20 protein-coding genes are annotated in these 22,419 nt (G+C 70.6%); 12 read left to right on the forward strand and 8 right to left on the reverse strand.

What is annotated here, in order from left to right:
- Positions 1-20: 20 nt before the first annotated feature.
- From ACWFRU_RS14675 to ACWFRU_RS14685, 3 genes are all read left to right on the forward strand, one after another.
- Complete coding sequence (locus tag ACWFRU_RS14675) at positions 21-1,733, forward strand: serine/threonine-protein kinase (protein ID WP_453686873.1); 1,713 nt, start codon at positions 21-23, stop codon at positions 1,731-1,733.
- Positions 1,734-1,930: 197 nt separating this feature from the next.
- The gene (locus ACWFRU_RS14680; RefSeq protein ID WP_453686875.1) at positions 1,931-3,547 is read left to right on the forward strand and encodes a succinic semialdehyde dehydrogenase; all 1,617 of its coding nucleotides are present in this window, start codon (positions 1,931-1,933) and stop codon (positions 3,545-3,547) included.
- Positions 3,548-3,566: 19 nt separating this feature from the next.
- A complete protein-coding gene (locus ACWFRU_RS14685) occupies positions 3,567-5,420 on the forward strand; it encodes a GMC oxidoreductase (protein WP_453686877.1) in 1,854 nt (617 codons plus the stop codon).
- Between the two features lie 110 nt (positions 5,421-5,530).
- Here ACWFRU_RS14685 and ACWFRU_RS14690 read toward each other — a convergent pair whose 3' ends face one another.
- Entirely contained in the window at positions 5,531-6,637 is a 1,107-nt protein-coding gene (locus ACWFRU_RS14690; protein ID WP_453686879.1) for an LAETG motif-containing sortase-dependent surface protein, read from the reverse strand.
- A gap of 198 nt (positions 6,638-6,835) precedes the next feature.
- On the opposite strand from ACWFRU_RS14690, the gene ACWFRU_RS14695 reads away from it, so the two are divergent.
- The gene (locus ACWFRU_RS14695; protein WP_453686881.1) at positions 6,836-7,249 is read left to right on the forward strand and encodes a hypothetical protein; all 414 of its coding nucleotides are present in this window, start codon (positions 6,836-6,838) and stop codon (positions 7,247-7,249) included.
- Between the two features lie 138 nt (positions 7,250-7,387).
- Positions 7,388-8,152, forward strand: coding sequence for a hypothetical protein (locus ACWFRU_RS14700; protein WP_453686882.1), 765 nt, complete (start codon positions 7,388-7,390; stop codon positions 8,150-8,152).
- A 724-nt stretch (positions 8,153-8,876) separates the two neighbouring features.
- Here ACWFRU_RS14700 and ACWFRU_RS14705 read toward each other — a convergent pair.
- Positions 8,877-9,164: a chorismate mutase gene (locus tag ACWFRU_RS14705; protein WP_453686884.1), complete on the reverse strand. Its 288-nt coding sequence runs from the start codon at positions 9,162-9,164 to the stop codon at positions 8,877-8,879.
- 432 nt (positions 9,165-9,596) lie between these two features.
- Between ACWFRU_RS14705 and guaA the strand changes: the two genes are divergently transcribed.
- Complete coding sequence (gene guaA, locus ACWFRU_RS14710; protein ID WP_453686886.1) at positions 9,597-11,183, forward strand: glutamine-hydrolyzing GMP synthase; 1,587 nt, start codon at positions 9,597-9,599, stop codon at positions 11,181-11,183.
- A 74-nt stretch (positions 11,184-11,257) separates the two neighbouring features.
- Here the strand turns inward: guaA and ACWFRU_RS14715 are convergent, their stop codons facing one another.
- The gene (locus ACWFRU_RS14715; protein WP_453686888.1) at positions 11,258-11,737 is read right to left on the reverse strand and encodes a pyridoxamine 5'-phosphate oxidase family protein; all 480 of its coding nucleotides are present in this window, start codon (positions 11,735-11,737) and stop codon (positions 11,258-11,260) included.
- 163 nt (positions 11,738-11,900) lie between these two features.
- Here ACWFRU_RS14715 and ACWFRU_RS14720 point away from each other — a divergent pair, with 163 nt between their 5' ends.
- The 3 genes from ACWFRU_RS14720 (at position 11,901) to ACWFRU_RS14730 (ending at position 14,789) form a co-directional block, all read left to right on the forward strand.
- Positions 11,901-12,686, forward strand: a complete 786-nt coding sequence (locus ACWFRU_RS14720; protein WP_453686890.1) for a class II aldolase/adducin family protein — start codon at positions 11,901-11,903, stop codon at positions 12,684-12,686.
- Between the two features lie 181 nt (positions 12,687-12,867).
- Positions 12,868-14,133 carry a hypothetical protein gene (locus ACWFRU_RS14725; protein ID WP_453686891.1) on the forward strand — a complete coding sequence of 422 codons (1,266 nt, stop codon included), beginning with the start codon at positions 12,868-12,870 and terminating at the stop codon, positions 14,131-14,133.
- Between the two features lie 131 nt (positions 14,134-14,264).
- Entirely contained in the window at positions 14,265-14,789 is a 525-nt protein-coding gene (locus tag ACWFRU_RS14730; protein ID WP_453686893.1) for a DoxX family protein, read from the forward strand.
- A gap of 16 nt (positions 14,790-14,805) precedes the next feature.
- Here ACWFRU_RS14730 and ACWFRU_RS14735 read toward each other — a convergent pair whose 3' ends face one another.
- A complete protein-coding gene (locus ACWFRU_RS14735; RefSeq protein ID WP_453686895.1) occupies positions 14,806-15,045 on the reverse strand; it encodes a hypothetical protein in 240 nt (79 codons plus the stop codon).
- The gene (locus ACWFRU_RS14740) at positions 15,032-16,369 is read right to left on the reverse strand and encodes a PspC domain-containing protein (RefSeq protein WP_453686897.1); all 1,338 of its coding nucleotides are present in this window, start codon (positions 16,367-16,369) and stop codon (positions 15,032-15,034) included. The genes ACWFRU_RS14735 and ACWFRU_RS14740 overlap by 14 nt, the downstream gene beginning before the upstream one ends.
- A 183-nt stretch (positions 16,370-16,552) precedes the next feature.
- Here ACWFRU_RS14740 and ACWFRU_RS14745 point away from each other — a divergent pair, with 183 nt between their 5' ends.
- Together ACWFRU_RS14745 and ACWFRU_RS14750 are read left to right on the forward strand one after the other, a co-directional pair.
- Complete coding sequence (locus ACWFRU_RS14745; protein ID WP_453686898.1) at positions 16,553-17,842, forward strand: PspC domain-containing protein; 1,290 nt, start codon at positions 16,553-16,555, stop codon at positions 17,840-17,842.
- The gene (locus ACWFRU_RS14750) at positions 17,839-18,630 is read left to right on the forward strand and encodes a LuxR C-terminal-related transcriptional regulator (RefSeq protein WP_453686899.1); all 792 of its coding nucleotides are present in this window, start codon (positions 17,839-17,841) and stop codon (positions 18,628-18,630) included. The genes ACWFRU_RS14745 and ACWFRU_RS14750 overlap by 4 nt, the downstream gene beginning before the upstream one ends.
- 42 nt (positions 18,631-18,672) lie before the next feature.
- On the opposite strand, the gene ACWFRU_RS14755 is transcribed toward ACWFRU_RS14750, so the two are convergent.
- Positions 18,673-19,311 (reverse strand): hypothetical protein, encoded by a 639-nt coding sequence (locus ACWFRU_RS14755; protein ID WP_453686901.1) that lies wholly within the window; start codon positions 19,309-19,311, stop codon positions 18,673-18,675.
- Positions 19,312-19,409: 98 nt separating this feature from the next.
- Positions 19,410-20,453 carry an NlpC/P60 family protein gene (locus ACWFRU_RS14760; protein ID WP_453686903.1) on the reverse strand — a complete coding sequence of 348 codons (1,044 nt, stop codon included), beginning with the start codon at positions 20,451-20,453 and terminating at the stop codon, positions 19,410-19,412.
- Positions 20,454-20,773: 320 nt separating this feature from the next.
- Here ACWFRU_RS14760 and ACWFRU_RS14765 point away from each other — a divergent pair, with 320 nt between their 5' ends.
- Positions 20,774-21,127 carry a hypothetical protein gene (locus tag ACWFRU_RS14765; protein WP_453686905.1) on the forward strand — a complete coding sequence of 118 codons (354 nt, stop codon included), beginning with the start codon at positions 20,774-20,776 and terminating at the stop codon, positions 21,125-21,127.
- 94 nt (positions 21,128-21,221) lie between these two features.
- Here ACWFRU_RS14765 and ACWFRU_RS14770 read toward each other — a convergent pair whose 3' ends face one another.
- Positions 21,222-22,418 (reverse strand): NlpC/P60 family protein, encoded by a 1,197-nt coding sequence (locus ACWFRU_RS14770; protein ID WP_453686907.1) that lies wholly within the window; start codon positions 22,416-22,418, stop codon positions 21,222-21,224.
- Position 22,419 lies beyond the last annotated feature (1 nt).

Here is a 22,419-nt window from a genome sequence, read left to right on the forward strand (position 1 = left end):
CGGCAAGGTAGTCATGGGGCATGAGCAATGACGGGGGAGCCTCCTACGGGCCGTACGAGCCAACCAGTTTCGGACTGCAGCCGCCGCAGCCCGCTGCCTCCGGGCAAGCGGGACAGGGCGGTCCGGTGGGCGGCAATCCGTACGCCCAGCAGCAGCCCGCCGCGCCGACCCCGCCCCCGTCGCCGTACGCCCAGCCCACCCAGGTGGTGCCGAACCAGCCGTCCGAGCCGGACCCGGGCGCGGGCCGGCTGATCGCGGGCCGCTACCGCCTGCTGTCCAAGCTCGGCCACGGCGGCATGGGCACGGTCTGGCGCGCGAAGGACGAGACGGTGGACCGCGAGGTCGCCGTCAAGGAACCCCGCATCCCCGACCACCTGCCCGAGCGCGAGCGTGCCAACGTCTTCGAGCGGATGCGCCGCGAGGCGCGCGCCGCGGCCCGCCTCGACCACCCGGCCGTGGTCAACGTCCACGACGTTGCGGTGGAGGACGGCCAGCCGTGGATCGTCATGGAGCTGGTGCAGGGCCGCTCGCTCGGCGCCGCGCTCCAGGAGGGCACCCTGGGCGCCCGTGACGCCGCCCGCATCGGCCTGGAGGTGCTCGGCGCCCTGGACGCGGCCCACCAGGCGGGCATCCTGCACCGTGACGTCAAGCCGGACAACGTGATGCTGGGGCAGCACGACCGCGTCGTCCTCACCGACTTCGGCATCGCCCAGATCGAGGGCGAGACCAACCTGACGGACACCGGCGGCTTCGTCGGTTCGCCCGAGTTCATCGCCCCGGAGCGGGTCCTCGGCCAGCGTCCGGGGCCGGCCTCCGACCTCTGGTCGCTCGGCGTGGTGCTCTACGCCGCCACGGAGGGCGTCTCGCCGTTCAGGCGCAACAACACTCCGGCGACCCTGCAGTCCGTCCTGAACGCGACTCCCGCGGCGCCCGCCTCGGCCTCGGGCCCCCTCGCCCAGGCGATCAACGGCCTCCTGATCAAGGACCCCGGCCAGCGGCCGCGCGCCGCGCAGGTCCGCGCCCTCCTGGAGGAGGCGGCGCGGCCTCCGCAGGTGGCGCCCACGCGGGTCGTCCAGGTCGGTGGCGGCGGTGCCTCGGGCGGCAAGGGCGTCACCATCGGCCGCAAGGGGCTCGTGGGCGTCGGCGCAGCGGTCGTCGCGGCCGTGGTCGCGGGCGTCCTCGTGGTCATGAACCCGTTCGCGGCGGCCGAGGCGGACAGCTGGAAGAAACACGAGGAGAAGGCGCTGGGCGCGACGCTCGCGGCGCCGCCGCACTATGTGAAGTCCGTGCCGGACGGCATCAACAAGACCGAGCACTGGGTCAGGTACACCGACCCGAGCACCGCGATCTCGATCACTCTGTACCTCGTGAAGAAGTCCGAGGACGCCACCGGCGAGATGGCGGGGTCCGCCGCCGCGCAGGCGTACAGCGACGGCGACACGTTCGAGAGCGGCGACCAGAGCAACATGGCCGACTCGCCCGCTCCCCGGAGCCGCACGGCGAAGACCTCGTACAAGGACCGGGAGTCGGCCGAGAACACGGTCACCTACGTCGACGACTCGGACACGAACGCGCCGAGACCACGCGAGGCCAAGATCTTCTACTACAAGACCGCCAAGCCCGGCGACATGTACAAGCTGTGGATCGACTACCCGGGCAAGGGCGATTTCGTCGAGCGGGGCCGCGAGGTCGCCAAGACCGCCATCGCCGAACTGGAGATCGCGAAGCCCTGACGCGCGATCCCGTTCGCGGGTGCCCCTCCGGAATTCGCGGGCGCCCTCTGGAATTGGTGGCCCGCTGTTGATCAACTGCGGCTAAGCCCCTGATCAGGGGCTTTACCGCCAGTGAACGCTGGCATCGTGTGGATGCGCGGTGAAAGCTGATTACCGACGGGTACCCAAAACCCTGACCTGGGCCTACGCTCACCCACATGACGGACTCGCAGGCCACCGCAGCGCCCCTCGGCACGAACCCGACAGCCACCGCCCCGGATGGCGCGCGCACCGCCGCCGACGTGGTGACTCCCGAGCTCATCGCGCAGCTCACCCGCGACGTGATCGGGTCGGGCCGGACCGCCAACCACACGCCGTTCACCGGCGAGAAGCTGGCCGACGTGCCCGAGTCCACCCCTGAGGACGTGGCCACCGCCTTCGAGCGCGCCCGCGTCGCCCAGATCTCCTGGGAGCGCACGCCGGTCCGCCAGCGCGCCGCGGTCCTGCTCCGCTTCCACGACCTGGTGCTGCAGCGCCAGGCCGAGGTCCTCGACCTCATCCAGCTGGAGACCGGCAAGGCCCGTCTGCACGCGCACGAGGAGCTGCAGGCCGTCGCCGTCGCCGCCCGGCACTACGGCCGCAAGGCTCCCGCGTATCTGAACCCCAAGCGCCACACCGGTGTCGTACCGACCCTCACGAAGGTCACCGAGAACCGTCATCCGCGCGGTGTGGTCGGCCAGATCGCGCCCTGGAACTACCCCCTCGAGCTGTCCATCGGCGACGCCCTTCCCGCGCTCGTCGCGGGCAACGCGCTGGTGATGAAGCCCGACACGGAGACCTGCCTGACCGCCCTGTGGGCCCGCGACCTCATCATCGAGGCCGGTCTGCCCGCCGAGGTCTTCCAGGTCGTCATCGGCGAGGGGCCCGTCGTCGGTCCCGAGATCGTCCGGCACGCCGACTACGTCTCCTTCACCGGCTCCACCCGCACCGGCCGCGAGGTCGCCCAGGGCGCCGCGGCCCGGCTCGTCGGCGTCTCGCTCGAACTGGGCGGCAAGAACGCCATGTTGGTGCTCCATGACGCCGACATCGACAAGGCCGCGGCGGGTGCGGTGCGTGCCTGCTTCTCCTCCGCGGGCCAGCTGTGCATCTCCATCGAGCGCCTCTACGTCCACGAGTCGATCGCCGACGAGTTCGTGGAGCGCTTCGCCGAGCGGACGAAGGCGATGCGGCTCGGCCGCTCCCTCGCGTACGGCGCGGAGATGGGCTCGCTGGTCGGCGAACGGCAGCTGGAGACCACCAAGCGGCACGTCGACGAGGCGGTCGCCAAGGGCGCCACGGTGCTCGCGGGCGGCGTCGCCCGGCCCGACATCGGCCCGTACTTCTTCGAGCCGACGATCCTGGACGGCGTCGAGGCCCCGATGGCGGTGTGCGCCGAGGAGACCTTCGGCCCGGTCGTCTCCATCTACCGTTTCACCGACGAGAACGAAGCGGTCGAGCTCGCCAACTCCACGTCGTACGGACTGAACTCCTCGGTCTGGACGAAGGACGGCAGCCGTGGCCGCAAGATAGCCGCCCGCCTGCGCACCGGCACGGTCAACGTGAACGAGGGCTTCGCGCCCGCCTACGGCAGCGTGCAGTCGCCGATGGGCGGCATGAAGGACTCGGGTCTCGGCCGCCGCCACGGCTCCGAGGGCATCCTGAAGTACACCGAGGCGCAGACCGTCGCGCACCAACGGCTGATGCCGCTCGCGCCGTCCTTCGGCATGGACGACGAGAAGTACGCGGCGTTCATGAGCCTCAGCCTGAAGGTCATGAAGTCCCTGCGCCTGCGCTAGATCTCAACGAGGAGAGTCAATGTCACAGGAGAGCTCTGTCCAGAAACAGCCGGACAGTGAGGCGGGTGGGTACGTCGGGGACGGCTCGGACGGCGAAGCGGCGTACGACTACGACGTGGTCGTCGTCGGGTCCGGCTTCGGCGGCTCCGTCTCCGCCCTGCGGCTGACGGAGAAGGGCTACCGCGTCGGCGTGCTCGAAGCGGGGCGCCGCTTCACCCGGGAGTCGCTGCCGAAGAACTCCTGGGACCTCAAGAACTACCTCTGGGCACCGGCCCTCGGCCTGTACGGCATCCAGCGCATCCATCTGCTCGGCAACGTGATGGTGCTCGCCGGGGCGGGCGTCGGCGGAGGTTCGCTGAACTACGCGAACACGCTCTACGTGCCCCCCGCGCCGTTCTTCAACGACCCGCAGTGGAAGGACATCACGGACTGGCAGGAGGAGCTCGGCCCCTACTACGAGCAGGCCAAGCGCATGCTCGGGGTGCGGCTCAACCCGACCACGACGCCCTCCGACATCCACCTGAAGGCGACCGCCGAGGCCATGGGAGTGGGCGACAGCTTCCACATGGCGCCGGTCGGCGTCTTCTTCGGCGACGAGCAGGACGCCTCAGGTACTTCAACGGCCAGGCCCGGCGAGGAAGTTCCCGATCCGTACTTCGGGGGCGCGGGTCCCGCGCGCAAGGCGTGCAACGAGTGCGGCGAGTGCATGACGGGCTGCCGGCACGGCGCGAAGAACACCCTCAACGAGAACTACCTCTACCTCGCGGAGAAGGCGGGAGCCGTCATCCACCCGATGACGTCCGTCGTCACCGTCACCGAGGACTCGCGCGGCGGGTTCGCCGTGGCGACCCTGCCCACGAACGCCAAGCGCAAGGGCAAGGGGCGCACGTTCACGGCGCGCCAGGTCGTCGTCGCGGCGGGCACCTACGGCACCCAGACGCTCCTGCACCGCATGAAGGACACCGGGCTGCTCCCGCGCATCTCGGGCAGGCTCGGCGCGCTCACCCGCACCAACTCCGAGGCCCTGGTCGGCTCGCAGACCACCGACCGCCGCTACCGCAAGCAGCACGGTGCCGAGAAGGTGGACTTCACCAAGGGCGTCGCGATCACCTCGTCGATCCACCCGAACGCCACCACGCACATCGAGCCGGTCCGCTACGGCAAGAAGTCCAACGCGATGGGCGGCCTGACGATCCTCCAGGTGCCGTACAGCATCAAGGGCGGCAAGGCGCGTGTGGCCGGCTGGGCCGGGAACGTCGTCAAGCACCCTTGGCTGACGGTCCGTTCGCTCTCCAACCGGCGCTGGTCGGAGCGGACCATCATCGGCCTCGTCATGCAGACGCTCGACAACTCCCTGACCACGTACCGCAAGGAGAAGGGCATCGGCAAGGGCCTGCTGACCGCGCGACAGGGTCACGGTGCGCCCAACCCGACGCAGATCCCCGAGGCCACCGAGGCCGCGTCGCTGCTCGCCAAGGAGATCAACGGCTTCGCGGGGTCGAACATCGGCGAGCTGATGGGCACCCCGCTGACCGCGCATTTCCTGGGCGGCTGCCCGATCGGCGACTCGGCCGACTCCGGGGTCATCGACCCGTACCACCGCCTCTACGGCCACCCCGGCATCTCGGTCGTCGACGGCGCCGCGGTCTCCGCGAACCTGGGCGTGAACCCGTCCCTGACGATCACCGCGCAGGCCGAGCGCGCGATGTCGTTCTGGCCCAACAAGGGCGCCGAGGACACACGTCCCGCACAGGGCTCCGCGTACGTGCGCCTCGCCGCCGTCGAGCCGAAGTCCCCGGCGGTACCGGCGGACGCGTTCGGCGCGCTGAAGCTGCCCTTCCTGGGGATGCCGGCGGTGCCGGCCAAGAAGTAGACCGCGTACCACCGGCGGACCCCGCATACGCGAAAGGACCTGCACCCCCCTCCGAGCGCAGGTCCTTTCGCGTGCTTGAGTGCCGCTGAGCGGCGGGCCGATACCGGTGCTTACGCGGTGGCGTCGGCCTTCTTGCGGCGGACGACGAAGACCGCGCCCGCACCGGCGATGACGGCGACGCCGCCGACGAGGCCGATGGTCGGCAGCATGGAGCTGGAGCCGGTCTCGGCGAGGTTGCCGGTGACCGGGATCTCCTTGGCGCCGCCCGCGGGCGTCTTGCCACCGTTGGGCGTCTTGCCGCCCTCGTTCTCGTCGGCCTCGCCCGGGTTCTCGTTCTCGCTGCCGGCCTTCAGGACCGTGAACTCGTAGAAGGAGAACGCGTTGCGCACGCAGTTCTCCTCGGAGTCCAGGTAACCGCCGAGGCCGAGCGCGTAGCCGTCACCGGCCGGGGCCTTGGCGCTGACGTTGAGGCGCAGCTTGATGTCGACCTTCTCCTTGGCGCCCAGCGGGGTCGAGCCGAAGTAGAAGCCGCCCGAGACCTCGTCCGTGATGGACTCCCAGGCCTTGGTGTCGGGGTTGAAGTACTGGATCTGCGCGTAGTTGGCGAGCCAGTCCTTCTCGTTCTCGCTCTCGGTGTAGTTGTCCACCAAGGCGAGCCACTGGACCTCACCGAGGTCCTGGTCGCTCGGGTTGGAGGCGGTCAGCTTGAACTGGTGCCAGCCGCTGCCCGCGACGATCTTGCCGGGCAGGCCCGAGAGCCCGATCTCCAGCTTCGAGTCGGCGTCCTCGCCGTCCTCGTCGACCGGGCAGTCCGTGGGCTCCTCGGTCGGCTCCTCGGTGGGCTTCTCGGTCGGCTTGGCCGTCTCCGAGGGCTTGGCCGTCTCGGAGGGCGTCCCGGACGGCGCCGGCGTGGTCGGCGCGGTGGTCGACGGGCTCGGCGGCGGCGTCGTGGACGGCTGCTCCGTCGGGGTGCCCGAGGCCGGAGGCGTGGCCGACTCGGTGGCCGTCGCGCTCGGGGTCGGGGTGGTGCCCTCGGTCGCGAAGGCGGCGGGAGCCGACAGCAGCGCGATGGGGGCTATGGCGGCGGTCGCGGCCGCGGCGGCCATGACACGGCGAAGCTTCATGAAGACCTCAGTGAGTCCGGCGTACCACCGGGCGGGCGGTACGGAGGTGGAGGCCTCCGCGGTGGGGGCGCGGGTGTGGCCGTTGTTACGCATGCATGACCTGCGTCGCCTGTGAATGGTTGTCCTCGAACTCACAGAATTCTTATGTGGCTTGGATCACATGGCTTGCTCGTCCGTCGCCAGGTGCCGTAGAAATTCCTCCGCTCGACGGTGATCCACGGCGATCTCCGGCGGGGCAGGGGAAGCGGCGGCCGATCGGCGGTCGAGCGGCAGGCAGCAGGAGGGGGCGGCGTGGGGAAGCAGGGCGAAAGGCCGGACCACATACCGGAGCACATACCGGACGACGTGTGGGAGCGGTTCGAGCGCGACAGTCTGCGCGACATCCGCACCTCGGCGCCGAAGGAACCGTCCGCGCGGGCGCGCATGGTGGCCGAACGGCTGCGGCGCCTCGACGAGGAGGCGGCGCTCCGGCAGGCCGAGGAATCCCGGGCACTGGGCCGTCGGCGCAGGAAGCGCAAGGCGGCGCGGGGAGAGGGCGTCGCCGGGGCGTGGCGGCCGGACGACTGGCGCGCCGCGCCGGCCGGGCCGCGGCGCGGCGGGCGTTCGGAGCGCAGCCGCCGGGTGTGGAGCGTGGTGATCGTGGTGGGCGGCATGACGCTGGCGATCGTGTTGCTGAGCCCGTTCCGCTTCTGGATCTGGCAGTAGCCCGGAAGTGGGGAACCGCTCGTAACGATCTTCCGTCGTAGGAGGGGTGCGGGTGACTCCGCATGAGCGGGTGACTCCGCACGATGCGTACGAAAGTGGGGGAGCGGAAACGTGAAGTCAGCTGTGTCGCGTGGCGTGGTGGCTGTTTCGACCGTGGCGGTGCTCGGCCTGACGGCGGCGTGCAGCGGCAGCGGCAGCGGTGGCGACGGGGACGGCTCCGGCAAGAACAAGAAGCCCGGGAGAGCGGACTCGGCTCCCGCCTCCGCTTCGGCGAAGCTGGAGAAGGCGGCGCTCGCCTCGGGCGACGTGAAGAAGTACAAGGTCGAGCCCGGTCCGGGAGAGGCCAAGGACAAGGCCCGGCCATCGGCGGGACGCGTGAACCCGGCCGAGTGCCGCCCGCTCGCCGAGATGCTCACGGCCGCCGCCCCGGCGAAGTCGAAGGCACACGTCAGCCGCACCCTGACCAGCACCGACGTCGCGGAGACCACGACGACCGAGGTCGTACTCCTCGCGTACGGCAAAGCCGACTCCGAGAAGACGATGGGCACCCTGCGCGCGGCTACGAAGTCGAAGAAGTGCGCCACGTTCGGGGACGGCGGCCGCCGGTACATCGGTGTCAGGCCGCTGCCCGGGCCGGTCGACGGCGACGAGGCCGTCTCGTACAAGCTCGCGAGCCGGAGCGGTGAGTTCCTGCACAGGGACCGAGTCACGGTCGTACGCAGCGGCTCGACGCTGATCGCTTTCCGTGCCTCGAACATCTTCGACCCGAAGGCGGCCCGTTCCGACGAGGAGGGCGAGGCCGCCGGGCTGCCCGAGAAGTTCCGTGACGGGGTGACGGGCGACCCGAAGGTGGCCGACGCGATCATCGAGGCACAGCTCACGAAGCTGGCCGGGGCGAAGTAGGAGCAGGAGCGTAAAGCTAAGGGCCCCGCGGGACGGAGCCGCGGGGCCCTTGGCCGTCAGCACCGACGTCAGGGCAGCGTCGGTGCCACGGAGCGGCGCCGGGGGAGTGCGCCGCGGGCCTGAGATGCGCCCGGTGGCCTACCCGGCGCGCGAGGGGCGCGCGAGAGGCGCACGGGTGGTCTCGACCAATGGCAATGGAGTTGTGCAGTGCCGCGCGCACGGCCTGCCTGCTACGCATCGTGGTGGATGCGCCGTGACCCGCGCAACCGGTTCGACATGATCCGGACGAACAGGGACACCTGGGTCTACACAGGGGGGCGTAGGAGCCTGAAAACTGAGGGATCTGGGGACTGAGGGAGGGGGCTGAGGGACCTGGGGACTGGGGACCTGGGGACGGCTGGGAGAGACGGCCGAGGGAACGCTTCCGGGACGGAGGCCGGTCGGCTTCGGGCGTCCCCGAAGCCGACCGTTCCCTGGGTGACCGGGCTGCTGTCCCCTGCCGTCCGGTCACGTCTCTGGAGCGAGGTCCCACGGCGCACACGAGGTGTGCGCCTCATCGCTCCAGCGGAGCCACGCGTGGTTTTTCCGTGCCCGCCCCTGGCTGGCACGGACATCGGGACCAACGAAGTCCCTCCGGGCCTGGTCACGCGCCGTACGGGTGAGAGCGGACCCGAACTCAGATCCGGTGGGACATCGGGGGCCGCCGGCTTGCGTCGCTAGGCGCTCAGACCCGGCCCCTGCACAGTTCGAGGAGCGTCATGGCGAGCGACGTGCCGGGCTTGCCGAGCGCGTCCCTGTAGTGGCCGAGGACCTCCATCTCGCGGGAGAGGTTCACGCGACGGCCGCCCGAACCGATGCGGGCCTCCTGGATGACGGCCGACACGGCCATCCGTTCCTGTACGAGACCGATGATGCGGTCGTCGAGTGCGTCGATGCGGTCGCGCGCGCCCTCGATCACGTCGGCGGCCTCGGGGGTGCGGGCGCCGGTCTTGTCGGTCGTGGCGATGCTCATCTGGGGCTCCTGATCGGATGGGATGTGGATCTCGGTGGAGTGCCCCGGAGCGACAAGGTCCGGAAATGACAGAACGCCCCGGGCCTTGTCGGCCCGGGGCGCCTGGGAAGTCGCTTGTCAGTGGATCAAGCAGCTCGACCATGGCAGCCGGCGGGCCGGTTGCCATAGGTAAAGAGGAAGCTGAGGTGCTTGGTCACGGGGCCAGTATGCCCCCACGCGCGCGTGCCCGGTCAACATGGGCTCCGGCGCGGCTCGGATGCTGAGACGCACTCCCCGGTACCCCGCCCGGTACCCCGCGGTGGGACCGGGCTCCGTCGGATGCGACGAAGGGGGTGCCCGCGAGCCCGTTAGAATCGACAAAACAGACCCCCTGCTCACGCACGAGCCCCAGCTCACGCTCAAGCTCACGCTCAACGCCGGAAGGCCGCCGCCGTGCCATCAGCGACCCCCGCTGCCGCCGCTCCCGACACCGTTCTGGTCGTCGACTTCGGAGCGCAGTACGCCCAGCTCATTGCCCGCCGCGTCCGCGAGGCCCGGGTGTTCAGCGAGATCGTGCCGAGCACCATGCCGGTCGCCGAGATGCTCGCCAAGAATCCCGCCGCGATCATCCTCTCCGGCGGCCCCTCGTCGGTGTACGCGGACGAGGCGCCGCGTCTGGACCGCGCGATCTTCGAGGCCGGAGTCCCCGTCTTCGGCATGTGCTACGGCTTCCAGCTGATGGCGATCACCCTCGGCGGCACCGTCGACAACTCGGGCGCGCGGGAGTACGGCCGCACGCCCCTGGCCGTCTCCAAGCCCGGCTCGACGCTCTTCGAGGGCACCCCGGCCGAGCAGCCCGTGTGGATGTCGCACGGCGACGCGTGCAGCGCGGCGCCCGAGGGCTTCACCGTCACCGCGTCCACGGACGTCGTGCCGGTCGCGGCCTTCGAGAACGACGAGAAGAAGCTGTACGGCGTGCAGTACCACCCCGAGGTGATGCACTCCACGCACGGCCAGCAGGTCCTGGAGCACTTCCTCTACCGGGGAGCCGGCCTGAAGCCCGACTGGACCACCGGCAACATCGTCGAGGAGCAGCTCACCGCGATCCGCGAGCAGGTCGGCAACAAGCGCGCTATCTGCGGTCTCTCCGGAGGCGTCGACTCCGCCGTGGCCGCCGCCCTCGTACAGAAGGCCATCGGTTCGCAGCTCACCTGCGTGTACGTCGACCACGGTCTGATGCGCAAGGGCGAGACCGAGCAGGTCGAGAAGGACTTCGTCGCGGCCACGGGCGTGCAGCTCAAGGTCGTCGACGCGCAGGAGCGCTTCCTGAGCGCGCTGGCCGGGGTCTCCGACCCCGAGCAGAAGCGGAAGATCATCGGTCGCGAGTTCATCCGCGTCTTCGAGCAGGCCCAGGCGGAGATCGTCGCCGAGGCGCCGAACGACCAGCCCGTCGAGTTCCTGGTCCAGGGCACGCTCTACCCCGACGTCGTCGAGTCCGGCGGCGGCACCGGCACCGCGAACATCAAGTCGCACCACAATGTGGGCGGCCTCCCCGAGGACCTCGAGTTCCAGCTGATCGAGCCGCTGCGCCAGCTCTTCAAGGACGAGGTGCGGATGGTCGGGCAGGAGCTCGGCCTGCCGGACGAGATCGTCCAGCGCCAGCCCTTCCCGGGCCCCGGCCTCGGCATCCGCATCGTCGGCGACGTCACCAAGGAGCGCCTGGACCTGCTCCGCGAGGCCGACGCGATCGCCCGCGAGGAGCTGACCGCCGCCGGTCTCGACCGTGAGATCTGGCAGTGCCCGGTCGTGCTGCTCGCGGACGTGCGCAGCGTCGGCGTGCAGGGCGACGGCCGGACGTACGGCCACCCGATCGTGCTGCGTCCCGTCTCCTCCGAGGACGCCATGACGGCTGACTGGACGCGCATGCCGTACGACGTCCTCGCGAAGATCTCGACGCGCATCACGAACGAGGTCGCCGACGTCAACCGCGTCGTCCTCGACGTGACGAGCAAGCCGCCGGGCACCATCGAGTGGGAGTAGTCCTCCCCGCGGGGTCCTGCCCGCAGAGCTGACACGGCGCCGTCCACCGAGGTGGGCGGCGCCGTTCGCGTACGTCAGGTCCGCCTGGTCGTCCGTGCCGGCCCGCCCGGCTTCCACAGCTGCACGGCCAGGTACTTCTCGTCCTCGATGTACGTACGCACCACCTCCGTCAGCTCCGTACGGAAGAGGTGGAACGCGTCCGGGTCCGGCGGGTTCACCTCGCCCACGTACCGCGCGACGACCTCGGGGTCCCGTACCTCGACCGCCCGCCCGGAGATGCGGATGTCGCCGCCCGCCATCTCCGTGCCCGACCCCGGGTTCGCCTGGATCGAGAAGCGCGGATCGCGGCGCAGATCGCGCGACTTCATCGAGTCGGGCATCATGCCGAGCCACAACTCGCCGTGCAGGAAACGGACTTCGAGCCCGGTGGTGCGCGGCGATCCGTCCTTGCGGAGCGTGGCGAGGACGTGGTGCGTGAACAGGCCGAACCGCTCCTCGGCGGTCCGCGCGAAGGTGGGTTCCGCTGCTCTGAAGGCTGCCCAGTTCGTCGTCATACGGCGAGTGTCCCGCCAATACCCGACACCTTCTGTCCGGCATGACACACCGATGTCCTCCCGGCCGCGCGCCCCGACTGCGCACTCTCTTCACAGGGAGCCCCTGTCTTCCTGCGCTGACCGGCGGTAACTTCCGCTCCGTACAGCCAGGGATGGAGGACACATGCAGGCGCCCACACCGATACCCGTCGAGCGGTTGCAGTTCGCGATGCCGCCGGTGCACGACTCGTTGGCGGACGAACGGCGCCACCGCAAGGAACGGCTCGCCGGAGCCCTGCGGATCTTCGGGCGGCTCGGATACGAGGACGGGGTGTCCGGACACATCACGGCGCGGGACCCGGAGCACGAGGACTGTTTCTGGGTGAACCCCTTCGGTATGCCCTTCAAGCACATCACCGTGGGCGATCTGGTCCTCGCCAACGCGGAGGGGCAGGTCGTCGAGGGGCGCCACCACGTCAATCAGGCCGCCTTCACCGTGCACGCGCAGGCGCACCTGGCGCGGCCCGACGTCGTCGCCGTCGCGCACTGCCACTCGCTGCACGGCCGGGCCCTGTCCACGCTCGGCGAACTCCTCGACCCGATCACCCAGGAGTCCTGCGCCTTCTACGAGAGCCACGCGCTGTACGACGGCTACACGGGCGTCGTCGTGGACTCGGACGAGGGGCGGCGGATCGCCTCCGCGCTCGGCGACCACAAGGCCGTCATCCTGCGCAACCACGGGCTGCTCACCGTCGGCGACTCCGTCGACGCCGCCGCCTGGTGGTTCCTCACGATGGAACGCTCTTGCCAGGTCCAGCTGAGCGCGCGCGCCGCGGGCCGTCCGATCCTCATCGGCCACAAGCAGGCGGTGGCGACCCGCGAGCAGCTCGGCAGCGATCTCGTCGCGTGGATCAACTACCAGTCCCTGTGGCAGGACATCAGCCGCAGCGAACCCGATCTCCTGGCCTGAGCCTCGTCCCGAGCCCGCTCCCGAGCCGACAACTCCCGGCGTCAACGCGCGTACGGTCGAATCACCCTCGCTGACCTGACCCAAGGAAGCTGATCGTCTCCTAGTACGGCACAATCCCCTTTCATCGCAAGGAAGTTCACGTTTCGGTGGTCGAACCAGGGTGGGGAAGGCGGCGTACGCGGTGGCGGTGCAGGAGGCGCGCGACGGCGCACACGGGGGCGGTTGCACATGTGGCGACTGCCCGCACGGCGCGCGTGAGGGGCATCGGCGTGCCGTGGCCGCGTTCCTCGCCAAGCGCGACGAGCTGGCGGCGGGACAGGGGCTGCCCGCGGCGGTCGCCCACTCGGCGGGAGCTTCCCGGCAGTGGGTGTCGGACGAGCTGACCCAGTCCGCGCACGCCGTCGCCGAACGCGGCAGGGCCGAGGGGCAGGCCTGGCTCGGCCACCTCTGGCGCCGCACGGCCGCCGTGCTCTGGGTGGGCGTGGGGGTCCTGCTCCTGGTCCAGGCGCTCACCGCGATCGGCACCGGGTGGACCCTGGCCCGGACCGCCGGGGTGCTCGCGGCCGCGGTCGTCGCCGCTCTGCTGACCGGCGCCGGATACGCCCACCGAGCGCGCGGCGGCATCCTCGCCCCACTGATCGGTGAGGACAATCGCCTCTCCACCTCCCGCGCCGTGGCCGCCTGTTGGGTGCTCCTCCTCGTCTTCGCCGTGCTCGTCCTGGTCGGCGAACTCGCCGGGGCGTCGGGCCACCGGGAGCGGGACGAGCTGATCGCCGGGCTCGACCTCGCGCGCGCCGCCGGCGCCGTGACCGTCCTCGCCGTGGTCTGCGGGGTCGCCGTGCTCGTACGTCGCGTGGTCGGTCTGCGCGTCCTCGGCCAGCGGCTGCAGAAGGTACCCGCCGACCGGCCCCGGGCCGCCGATCTGCTCACCGACGACGCGGGCCGCGGCAGCTTCGCGGACGCGCAGTACGTCCTGGTCAGCGCCGTCGCCATGATCTTCGCCGCCGTACGCCTCGCGCGCCGTCCCGAACAGCTGCCCGACCTGCCGTGGGGTCTCGCCCTCCTCGTCCTGGTGTCGGCGGCGACATACCTCGCGGGCAAGTACGCCGAGGGCGGACGGCCGGTGATCCTCTCCGTGGTGCGCGCCCGGGAGGCGGGCGATCTCGACGCCCCCATCCGCACGGGCGACGACATCGAGATCCGCGGCGCCGGTTTCGTGCCCCCGGGAGGGCAGACCGCCGATCGTCTCGCCCGGATGGTCGTCCGCATCGGGACGGTGCACGTCCATGTGCCGCTCGTCCCCGTGCCGGGCGGGTTCACCAACCCGACCGACGCTTCCCTGACCGTCCCCGTCCCGGTCGACGTGGAGCCCGGGCGCGTCGACGTCCAGGTGATCACGGCCGCGGGCGTGGAGACGAACCGTTGCACGATCGACGTCACGGACTGAGCCCCACGGCCCGGCCTCGGGCCGGGCGTCGCGAATTCGGTGCAAGCCACTGAGCAGCGCCCCCTCTTCGTACGTATCGTCAGATGACGGGTCAATGGGCGAGGCGGGTCACGGGAGAGGCGGCGAGAGCGATGGCACACGGCATGCGCACCGACAGCCACACCAGCTACGTCAGAAGCAGCGGCTGGCGGGAGAGCGCCTCCCGTTACGCCCTGCTGCCTCTCCGGATCTTCCTCGGCGTCACGTTCATCTACGCGGGTCTGGACAAGATCACCGACAGCGCGTTCATGTCCGCCGCCGGTGACGGCTCCATCGGCCAGCAGATGGACAGCGTCCGCGACATCTCCGCCATCCCCGAACTCGTCGACCTCGCCCTCAAGAGCCCCGTCGGCTTCGGCTACGCCATCGCCCTGGGTGAACTGGCCGTCGGCATCGGCACCCTCATCGGCCTGTTCGCCCGGATCGCCGCGCTCGGCGGAGCGCTGATCTCGCTCAGCCTCTGGCTGACCATGAGCTGGTCCACCGAGCCCTACTACTACGGCAACGACCTGATCTACCTGATGGCCTGGCTCCCGCTGATCCTCGCGGGGGCGTCCTACCTCTCGGTCGACTCGATGCTCGCGGAACGGCGCAGGCACGCCTCGGGACTCGCCTGACCGCCGACCGGGAAGGCTAGGAGTCCCTGGAGCCGTCGGCCCGGCGGCCCGCCGCACGGGCCGCGGGCCGGCCGCGTATGCCGTACGACACCGCTGCCGCCGCGCCCCCGAGGAGCAGACCCGCCAGCAGGAGCGGGAAGGCCAGGAACCACGGCGTGTCCCATATTCCGCCCGCGTCGCCCGCGTAGGCGACGGCCGCCATCAGCAGGAACAGGCCGAGGACCAGCTTGCCGGGATGGAACTCATGGCGTAGCACGGGTCACCTCCACCTGTCCGATGCCCACTTCGACGTGCAGCTCGAGCGTGCCGCCGTCCTTGCTTCCCGCGACCGGGTCCAGCGTCACCGACTTCTCCTTGCCCGGAGCGATGTCCACGTCCTGCTTGCCGTCGTCCGGCAACTGGATGTCGCCGACGCCCACTTCGATGTCGAGCTTCACCGTGCTGTCCTTCGGCAGGATCACCTTCAGCTGCCCCGCCCCCACCTCGGCACCGGTGCTCACGGTCTTCCCCTTGCCGGGGCCTGCCCGGGTCAGGTCGAGCGTGCCGACGCCCGCCCCCAGCTCATACTGCGGCTGGACCTGTCCTGCCGCGGTCGGTATCCACTCGGTCTCCGCCCAGGTGGTGCTGATGTTCTTGGGCAGTGCGGCCGAGCCCGCGAGCAGTCCCGCCGTGATCACCGCGAGAATGATCGAGCCCACGCCGGTTCGCCCGAGGAAGGCGCTGAGGGCGATGCCCGCGCCGAACACCCCGAGCGCGAGGGCGAGGCCGGTCTGCAGGCTGGTGCCGAGCGGCTGCTCCTCCCACGTGAGGCCGATGCCGAGGCCTCCGGCCAGCAGCGCTCCCAGGAAGACGAAACCGCCGATCCAGCGTGGGCCTCGCGGCTTGGGCTGTACGGGCGTCTCGGGGACGCGCCGCAGCGGCTGCCCGTGCGGCGGGTCGGGCTGGTATTGGACGGCCACTCCCTCGGGCCCCCAGAAATAGCCCGAGATCCCGTCGTGCGTGCCGTCCTTGACGATCGGGTCCCGCCACCACGAGGGGGCGCCGGCCACCGGCGGTGCCTTCGCCTCGGGCGGCGCGTCCGCCACGGCCTGGGCCGCCACCGGGTCGGGATCGGTCGTGCCGCGCTGCTGCGACCAGTACCCCGCGCCCGCGAGGAGCAGCGCGAGGACCGCCGCGAAGGTGAGCGCACCCCCGTTGTTCAGCAGGGAGAGGAAGACGCCGCAGCCGACGAGCGCGAAGAGCACGGCCGTCAGCGCCTGACCGTCCACCCGGCCGGAGAGGAGCCTGCGCGCCTCGTTCTCCTCCTCGTCGTCGAAAGGGACGAACAGCCACGCGAAACCGTAGAAGACAAGGCCGAGCCCGCTGGTGAGAGAGAGGAGCGCGAGCCCGATACGGAAGATCACCGGATCCATGTCGCAGTGCTGACCGAGCCCCGCGCACACGCCGCCCAGCTTTTTGTGCCGGCGGTCGCGGCGGAAGGCCGGCAAGACCATCGGCCCGTCCGGCTCCTGCGCGGAGGCGGAACGAGGATCGCGCGATGCGGCCTGCGGGCCCGACCCGGCGGGCTGCTCGTCTGTCATGTGTCCATGGTGACGGGCCGGAGGCCGCCGCGGCAGTCGGGACAACCCTGGCCGAACCCTGAGATCGCCCCTGACACACCCCTGCCCTGACCTCCGCGGCCCGCCGTCCGGGTCGGAGATCAGGGACGTCTCGGGGGTCGACCCTGATGTCCGAGCCCGCGTACGCGTGTGAATATCGGAGACATGCCGGAAGCCGCAGCAGTATCCATCGAAGACGAGCGGCCGCTGCGAAAGCTCTATCGCAGCGGTGACGGCCGTTGGCTCGGCGGTGTCGCACGCGGCCTCGCCGGTCATCTCGGTCTTCCCGTCGTCTGGGTGCGGCTGATCTTCGTCGGCCTGTTCATGTCGGACGGGCTCGGCGCCCTGTTGTACGCGGCGTTCTGGTTCTTCGTGCCGCTCGGCGTCGGCGGGGTCGACGCGATGCGCCCGCCCTCGGCGGTCACATCCGAGACGACACCCGACGGACGCCGCAGACTCGTGGCCCGCAAGCCGGACAAGGGCCAGCTCGTCGCGCTGCTCGCGATGGTCATTGTCGCCATGGTCTTCGTCGGGAACGTGGACCTGGACAGCTCGACCAAGGCCTATCTCTGGCCGACCCTGCTCGTCGCCGCCGGTGTCGCCCTGGTCTGGCGGCAGGCCGACAACGCCCGCCGGGCCCGCTGGATGGCCGTCGGCCGCCGCAGGCGCACCCTGACCATCGCCCGCGCGGGGGCCGGAGTGCTGCTGGTCGGCGCCGGTGTCTCCGGCATCGTCGTGCTGCAGGGCTCCACCTCGCACCTCAGCTCCGTGCTGCAGGCCGCGCTCGCCGTGCTTGTCGGCGTCGCGCTGCTCGCCGGCCCCTATCTCGTGCGCATGATGCAGGACCTCTCCGAGGAGCGGCTGATGCGTATCCGCGCCCAGGAGCGTGCGGAGGTCGCCGCCCATGTGCATGACTCGGTCCTGCACACCCTGACCCTGATCCAGCGCAACGCCGAGAACGCCTCGGAGGTGCGCCGGCTGGCCCGCGCCCAGGAGCGCGACCTGCGGCAATGGCTCTACAAACCCGAGGGCACGGGCAAGGACGAGGCGGACGAGCCCGACACCCTCGCCGAAGCGGTCCGGCGCGATGCCGCGGAGGTGGAGGACAAGCACGGCGTCCCCATCGAAGTCGTCATAGTCGGCGACTGCCCGCTGGACGAACGCCTTACGGCGCAGACCCAGGCCGCGCGGGAAGCAATGGTGAACGCCGCAAAGTACGGTGGCGAGGGCGGCGCGGTGCAGGTCTTCGCCGAAGTCGAGGGAGAGACGGTGTTCGTGTCCGTCCGGGACCGTGGCCCCGGCTTCGATCTGGATTCCGTGCCGGACGACCGCATGGGCGTACGAGAATCGATCATCGGCCGTATGCAGCGCAACGGCGGCACGGCGCGGCTGCGCGCGGTGCCGGGGGGCGGCACGGAAGTCGAGCTGGAGATGGAGAGGACGGCGACGACATGAGCGACGCGAGCGAGCCCGTGGAGCCCAGGGGCGGATCAGAGGGTGCGGCCGAGTCGGCTCAGCACGCCGACGCGACGGCCGACGCGGCCGAAGCGACCGGTGGTGCCGCGGGCGGTGCCCCGGAGGGCCGCCGCGCGCGCGTCGTCCTCGTCGACGACCACCGGATGTTCCGCACGGGCGTCCAGGCGGAGATCGGGAGGACCGCGATCACCGGTGTCGAGGTGGTCGGAGAGGCCGCGGACGTCGACCAGGCGGTCACGGTGATCACGACGGCGCGCCCCGAGGTCGTGCTCCTGGACGTGCACCTTCCGGGCGGCGGCGGCGTCGAAGTGCTGCGGCGCTGTGCGCCGTTGATGTCCGACGCCGAGAGCCCCGTGCGGTTCCTCGCGCTGTCCGTGTCGGACGCCGCGGAGGATGTCATCGGAGTCATCCGTGGGGGTGCCCGCGGTTATGTCACCAAGACGATCACCGGCACCGACCTGGTCGACTCCATCTTCCGGGTGCAGGACGGCGACGCGGTGTTCTCGCCGCGCCTGGCCGGGTTCGTCCTCGACGCCTTCGCGTCGACCGACGCGCCCCCGGTGGACGAGGACTTGGACCGCCTGACGCAGCGCGAGCGGGAGGTGCTGCGGCTCATCGCGCGGGGGTACGCGTACAAGGAGATCGCCAAGCAGCTGTTCATCTCCGTCAAGACGGTCGAGTCACATGTGTCGGCGGTGCTGAGGAAGCTCCAGCTGTCCAACCGGCATGAGCTGACGCGGTGGGCGACGGCGCGGCGGCTGGTCTGACCCACGGGCCTGCCCGGCCGACGGCCGGGACCCGGCCCCGGCTCAGCGGTGCGCGCCGCTCGCCACCGGGGTGGGGCCCAACTTCCGTATCGCCCAGCGGTAGTGGCCGACCGCCTTGGTGATGCCGATGAGGCCCGTCAGCCACACGATGAGGCCCGCTCCCATGCCGAGCACGACATCGCTGTACGAGTCCCTGCCGGGCTCGGCGTAGGCGGCGGAGGCGAAGGACGCCCAGAGACTGAGCGCGCACACGGTGAGGGACGAGAGGAGCCAGCAGAGGCTGAGCCCGGGGGAGCGCAGAGCGGCGTCCGATGCCGGATTGCTGTCCAACGCCAGCCAGCTGTCGGTGAGTTCGCGGAGCTTCCGGTCGTTGCGGATGCCGAAGACGACGCCCACGACGGAGGGGGCGAGGGCCCCGAGGCCCAGGACCGCGCAGACCGGACCCATCACGAAGGCCATCGGATCGTGGTCCTCGATCATTTCGAGCGGCACTGCCAGGAGCGACCAGCCGATGAGGCAGCCGAGCGCCAGCAGCCAGAGCAGCAGGAGGCGGTGCACGCCCAGGCTTCGTCGGCGCAGGTCTTCCAGGGCCATGCCGCGGTCGTACAGCAGCGCGTTCCGGTCCGGCCAGGTGCGCAGATGGGCAGGTGGCGGGGGCGGCGGCAGCGTACGGCGGGTCATGGCCCTGACAGTACCTGCGGGCCCGCACGGTCTCGCGGGACGCCCTGAAGCATCTCCCGTGCCCCTCCCGTGCCCCTCCCGCGTCCCTCTCCCGCCCCTCACGCCACTCGCGTCGCCCCCGCGAACGGCATCTGGCTGATCGGTGCGAGGCGGACCGGCGCGCTGGGGTTCGGGGCGTGGATCATCTGGCCGTTGCCCACGTAGAGGCCCACATGGCTGATGCCCTGGTAGAAGAAGACCAGGTCTCCGGGCTGGAGTTGGGAGCGCGAGACGCGCTCGCCCGCGGCGATCTGCGCGTACGTCGTGCGCGGCAGGCCGACGCCAGCCGCCCGGTAGGCGGCCTGGGTGAGCCCCGAGCAGTCGAAGGCGTCGGGGCCGGTGGCTCCCCACACGTAGGGGCTGCCGAGAGCCTTGTAGGCGTACGAGACGGCCGCCGAGGCGCGGGAGTTGGGTGCCTTGCCCGGGGCGCCCCGGAGGCCGTCACGGCCCGCGTCACGCGATGCCCTGTCCTCGCCCGCGAGCTCCGCGCGCTGGTCGCCGGTGAGCTGTGACAGGAGCCGCTTGGCCGCGCCGAGCTTTCCGGTGACCGTCTTCTTGTGCTTCTTCAGCTCCGCCTGGCGGGACGTGAGGTGCGCGAGGGTTTCGTCGGCCTCGGTGCGCAGCTGATCGATCTCCCGGAGCTGGTTCCGCACACCGGTGACGGCCGCCGCCTGACGACTGTCGGCGCGGTCGGCGATCGCGGCGCGCTCCAGATACTGGTCGGGATCGGAGGAGAGCGCGAGCTGGACGGCGGGGTCGATGCCGCCGCTGCGGTACTGCGCGGCGGCGATCGAACCGAGCCCTTCACGCGCCGAATTGAGCTTCTCCGTCTTCCGGGCCGCCTCGTCACGCAGCTCGCCCAGGGACTTCTCGGCGCCCTCGGCCTTCTCCTTGGCTCCGTTGTACTTCTCGGTGGCGATCTCGGCCTCGCGGTAGAGCGCGTCGACTCTGGACTTCACCTCGGCCGGGCTGAGCCGTGGATCCGCATGTCCCGTGCCGTCGAACGCGGTGGCCGTGGCGGCTCCCGCGAGGACGATGGTGGCGGCGGTACGGGCCGTATGGCCACTGAGCGAGCGCTGTTTCGGCTTGCGGTGCGCTGCCACGAAGGGGGGCTCCTTAAGGTTCCGGCGACGGCCCGCACAGGGGGAGCGGGCCGCCGCCGGATTCTCGGCGGTGGTAACCGACTGCCGCCCCGGGTCCGGGCGGCGGTGGGGAGCCGGTCACCTGACGAAGGACGCTAAACCTGACCGTCACGGGTTGGTGACGGATTGTGCGCAACTGACGCGACTGTGGCGTCCGGTGACCTCAAGTGACCGCGTGATCCGCCGAACCGGCAGTCTTCGGAGGCGCACGTGACCGATGCGGCGCTCGGGGGCCACCTGGCTACGGAGGGGTGATACGGCCCCGGCTAGGCTCCGGAACCATGGACGTTCTCACCCATCTCTTCGTCGGCCTGCACATCATCGGCATCGCCTCCCTCCTGGGCGGTTTCCTCACCCAGATGAAGCAGATGGGCCAGGGCACGGCCCGCTTCGTCCCCGCGATGCTGCACGGCGCGCTCACGATGCTCGTCACGGGCGTGGTCCTGGTGGGCCTCAACCAGGCGGACGACAACCCCGTCAACAACGTCAAGATCGGCATCAAGATGGCCGTCCTGATCGTGATCCTCGCGCTGGTCTACGTGAAACGGGACGACGAGCAGGTGGACAAGGGGATGTTCGGCGCCGTCGGCCTGCTGACCGTCGCGAACATCTTCATCGCGGTGCTGTGGACCTGAGTCCGCGGATCCGACCGGCCCACTACGCGCGCGTGGCCCGCAATCCCCCCGGGAATGCGGGCCACGCGCGCGTGATGGGCTCCTGGGCGAGTGCTCAGGCGGGCCGCACCACACTGTGGATCGGCATGTAGTAGATCGACTCCACGCGGACGTTCGTCCCCGGCTTCGGCGCGTGGATCATCTTGCCGTCGCCGATGTAGATCCCGACGTGGCTGATGTCGTCGTAGAAGAACACCAGGTCGCCGGGCTTGGCGTCGGCCGTCTTCACGGTCGTGCCGACCTTCACCTGGTCCCACGTCGTACGCGGCAGGGAGATCCCCGCGGCCTTCCACGCGTCCTGGGTGAGCCCGGAGCAGTCGTAGGAGTCGGGCCCGGTCGCGCCCCACACGTACGGCTTGCCGATCTGCGCCTCGGCGAAGTTGATCACCTTCGCGGCCTTCGTCGCGTAGCCACTGTCCGTGCCGTCGGAGCCGGAGCCGGAGCCCGTGTCGGTGCCGGAACCCGTGTCCGTGCCCGAGTCCGGAGTCTCCTTCTCGCGCTCCTTGGCCGCCGCCTCTTCCGCCGCCTTGCGCTTGGCCTCCGCCTCGGCCTCCTGCTTGCGCGCCAGCTCGGCGGCCTTGCGCTTGGCCTCTTCTTCCTTCTTCTTCTCGATCGCCGCGAGGCGTGCCTTCTCCTCGGCCGTCAGCTCCGAGAGCAGCGTGCGCGCCGCGCCCAGCTTCTTCTGGACGGTCTGCTTGCTCGTCCGCAGGTCGTCCCGCGAGTCGCTCAGCGTCTCCAGGCTCTTGGCGGCCTTCGTGCGCTGCTTCGTCGCCGAGGCCTGCTGCGTCTGGTAGTCGTCGACCGCCTTCTTCTGGCGTGCGGTCAGCCGGTCCGACAGGTGGTTCTGGTCGAAGTACCCCTGCGGGTCGTCGGCGAGCATCATCGTGGCGGTCTCGGAGACGCCCCCGGTGCGGTACTGGGCCGCGGCGAACGTGCCCAGCTGCCGGCGGGCCTCGTTCAGCTTGTCCGTGCGCTTGGCCACATCGTCGAGAAGGGTGTCGACCTTCTTGCGCTGCTTGTCGGTGCGCTCCTTGACGGAGTTGTACTTCTGGGTGGCCACGCCCGCCTGGTGGTAGAGGTCGTCGACCTTCTTCTGCACCTCTTCGAGGCTGGGCTTCTGGGGCGCTGACGGTGCCGCTTGCGCGCTCTGTGACAGGAGAGCCACGGAGGTGAGGGCTGCCGTCGTGATGCCGAGGGCCGGAGCGGTGCGTAGGCCGGTGATGCGGGCCCGCGGCTTGCGGTGCGACGCCAAG

The sequence above is a fragment of the Streptomyces sp. NPDC055099 genome (genome assembly GCF_053607685.1).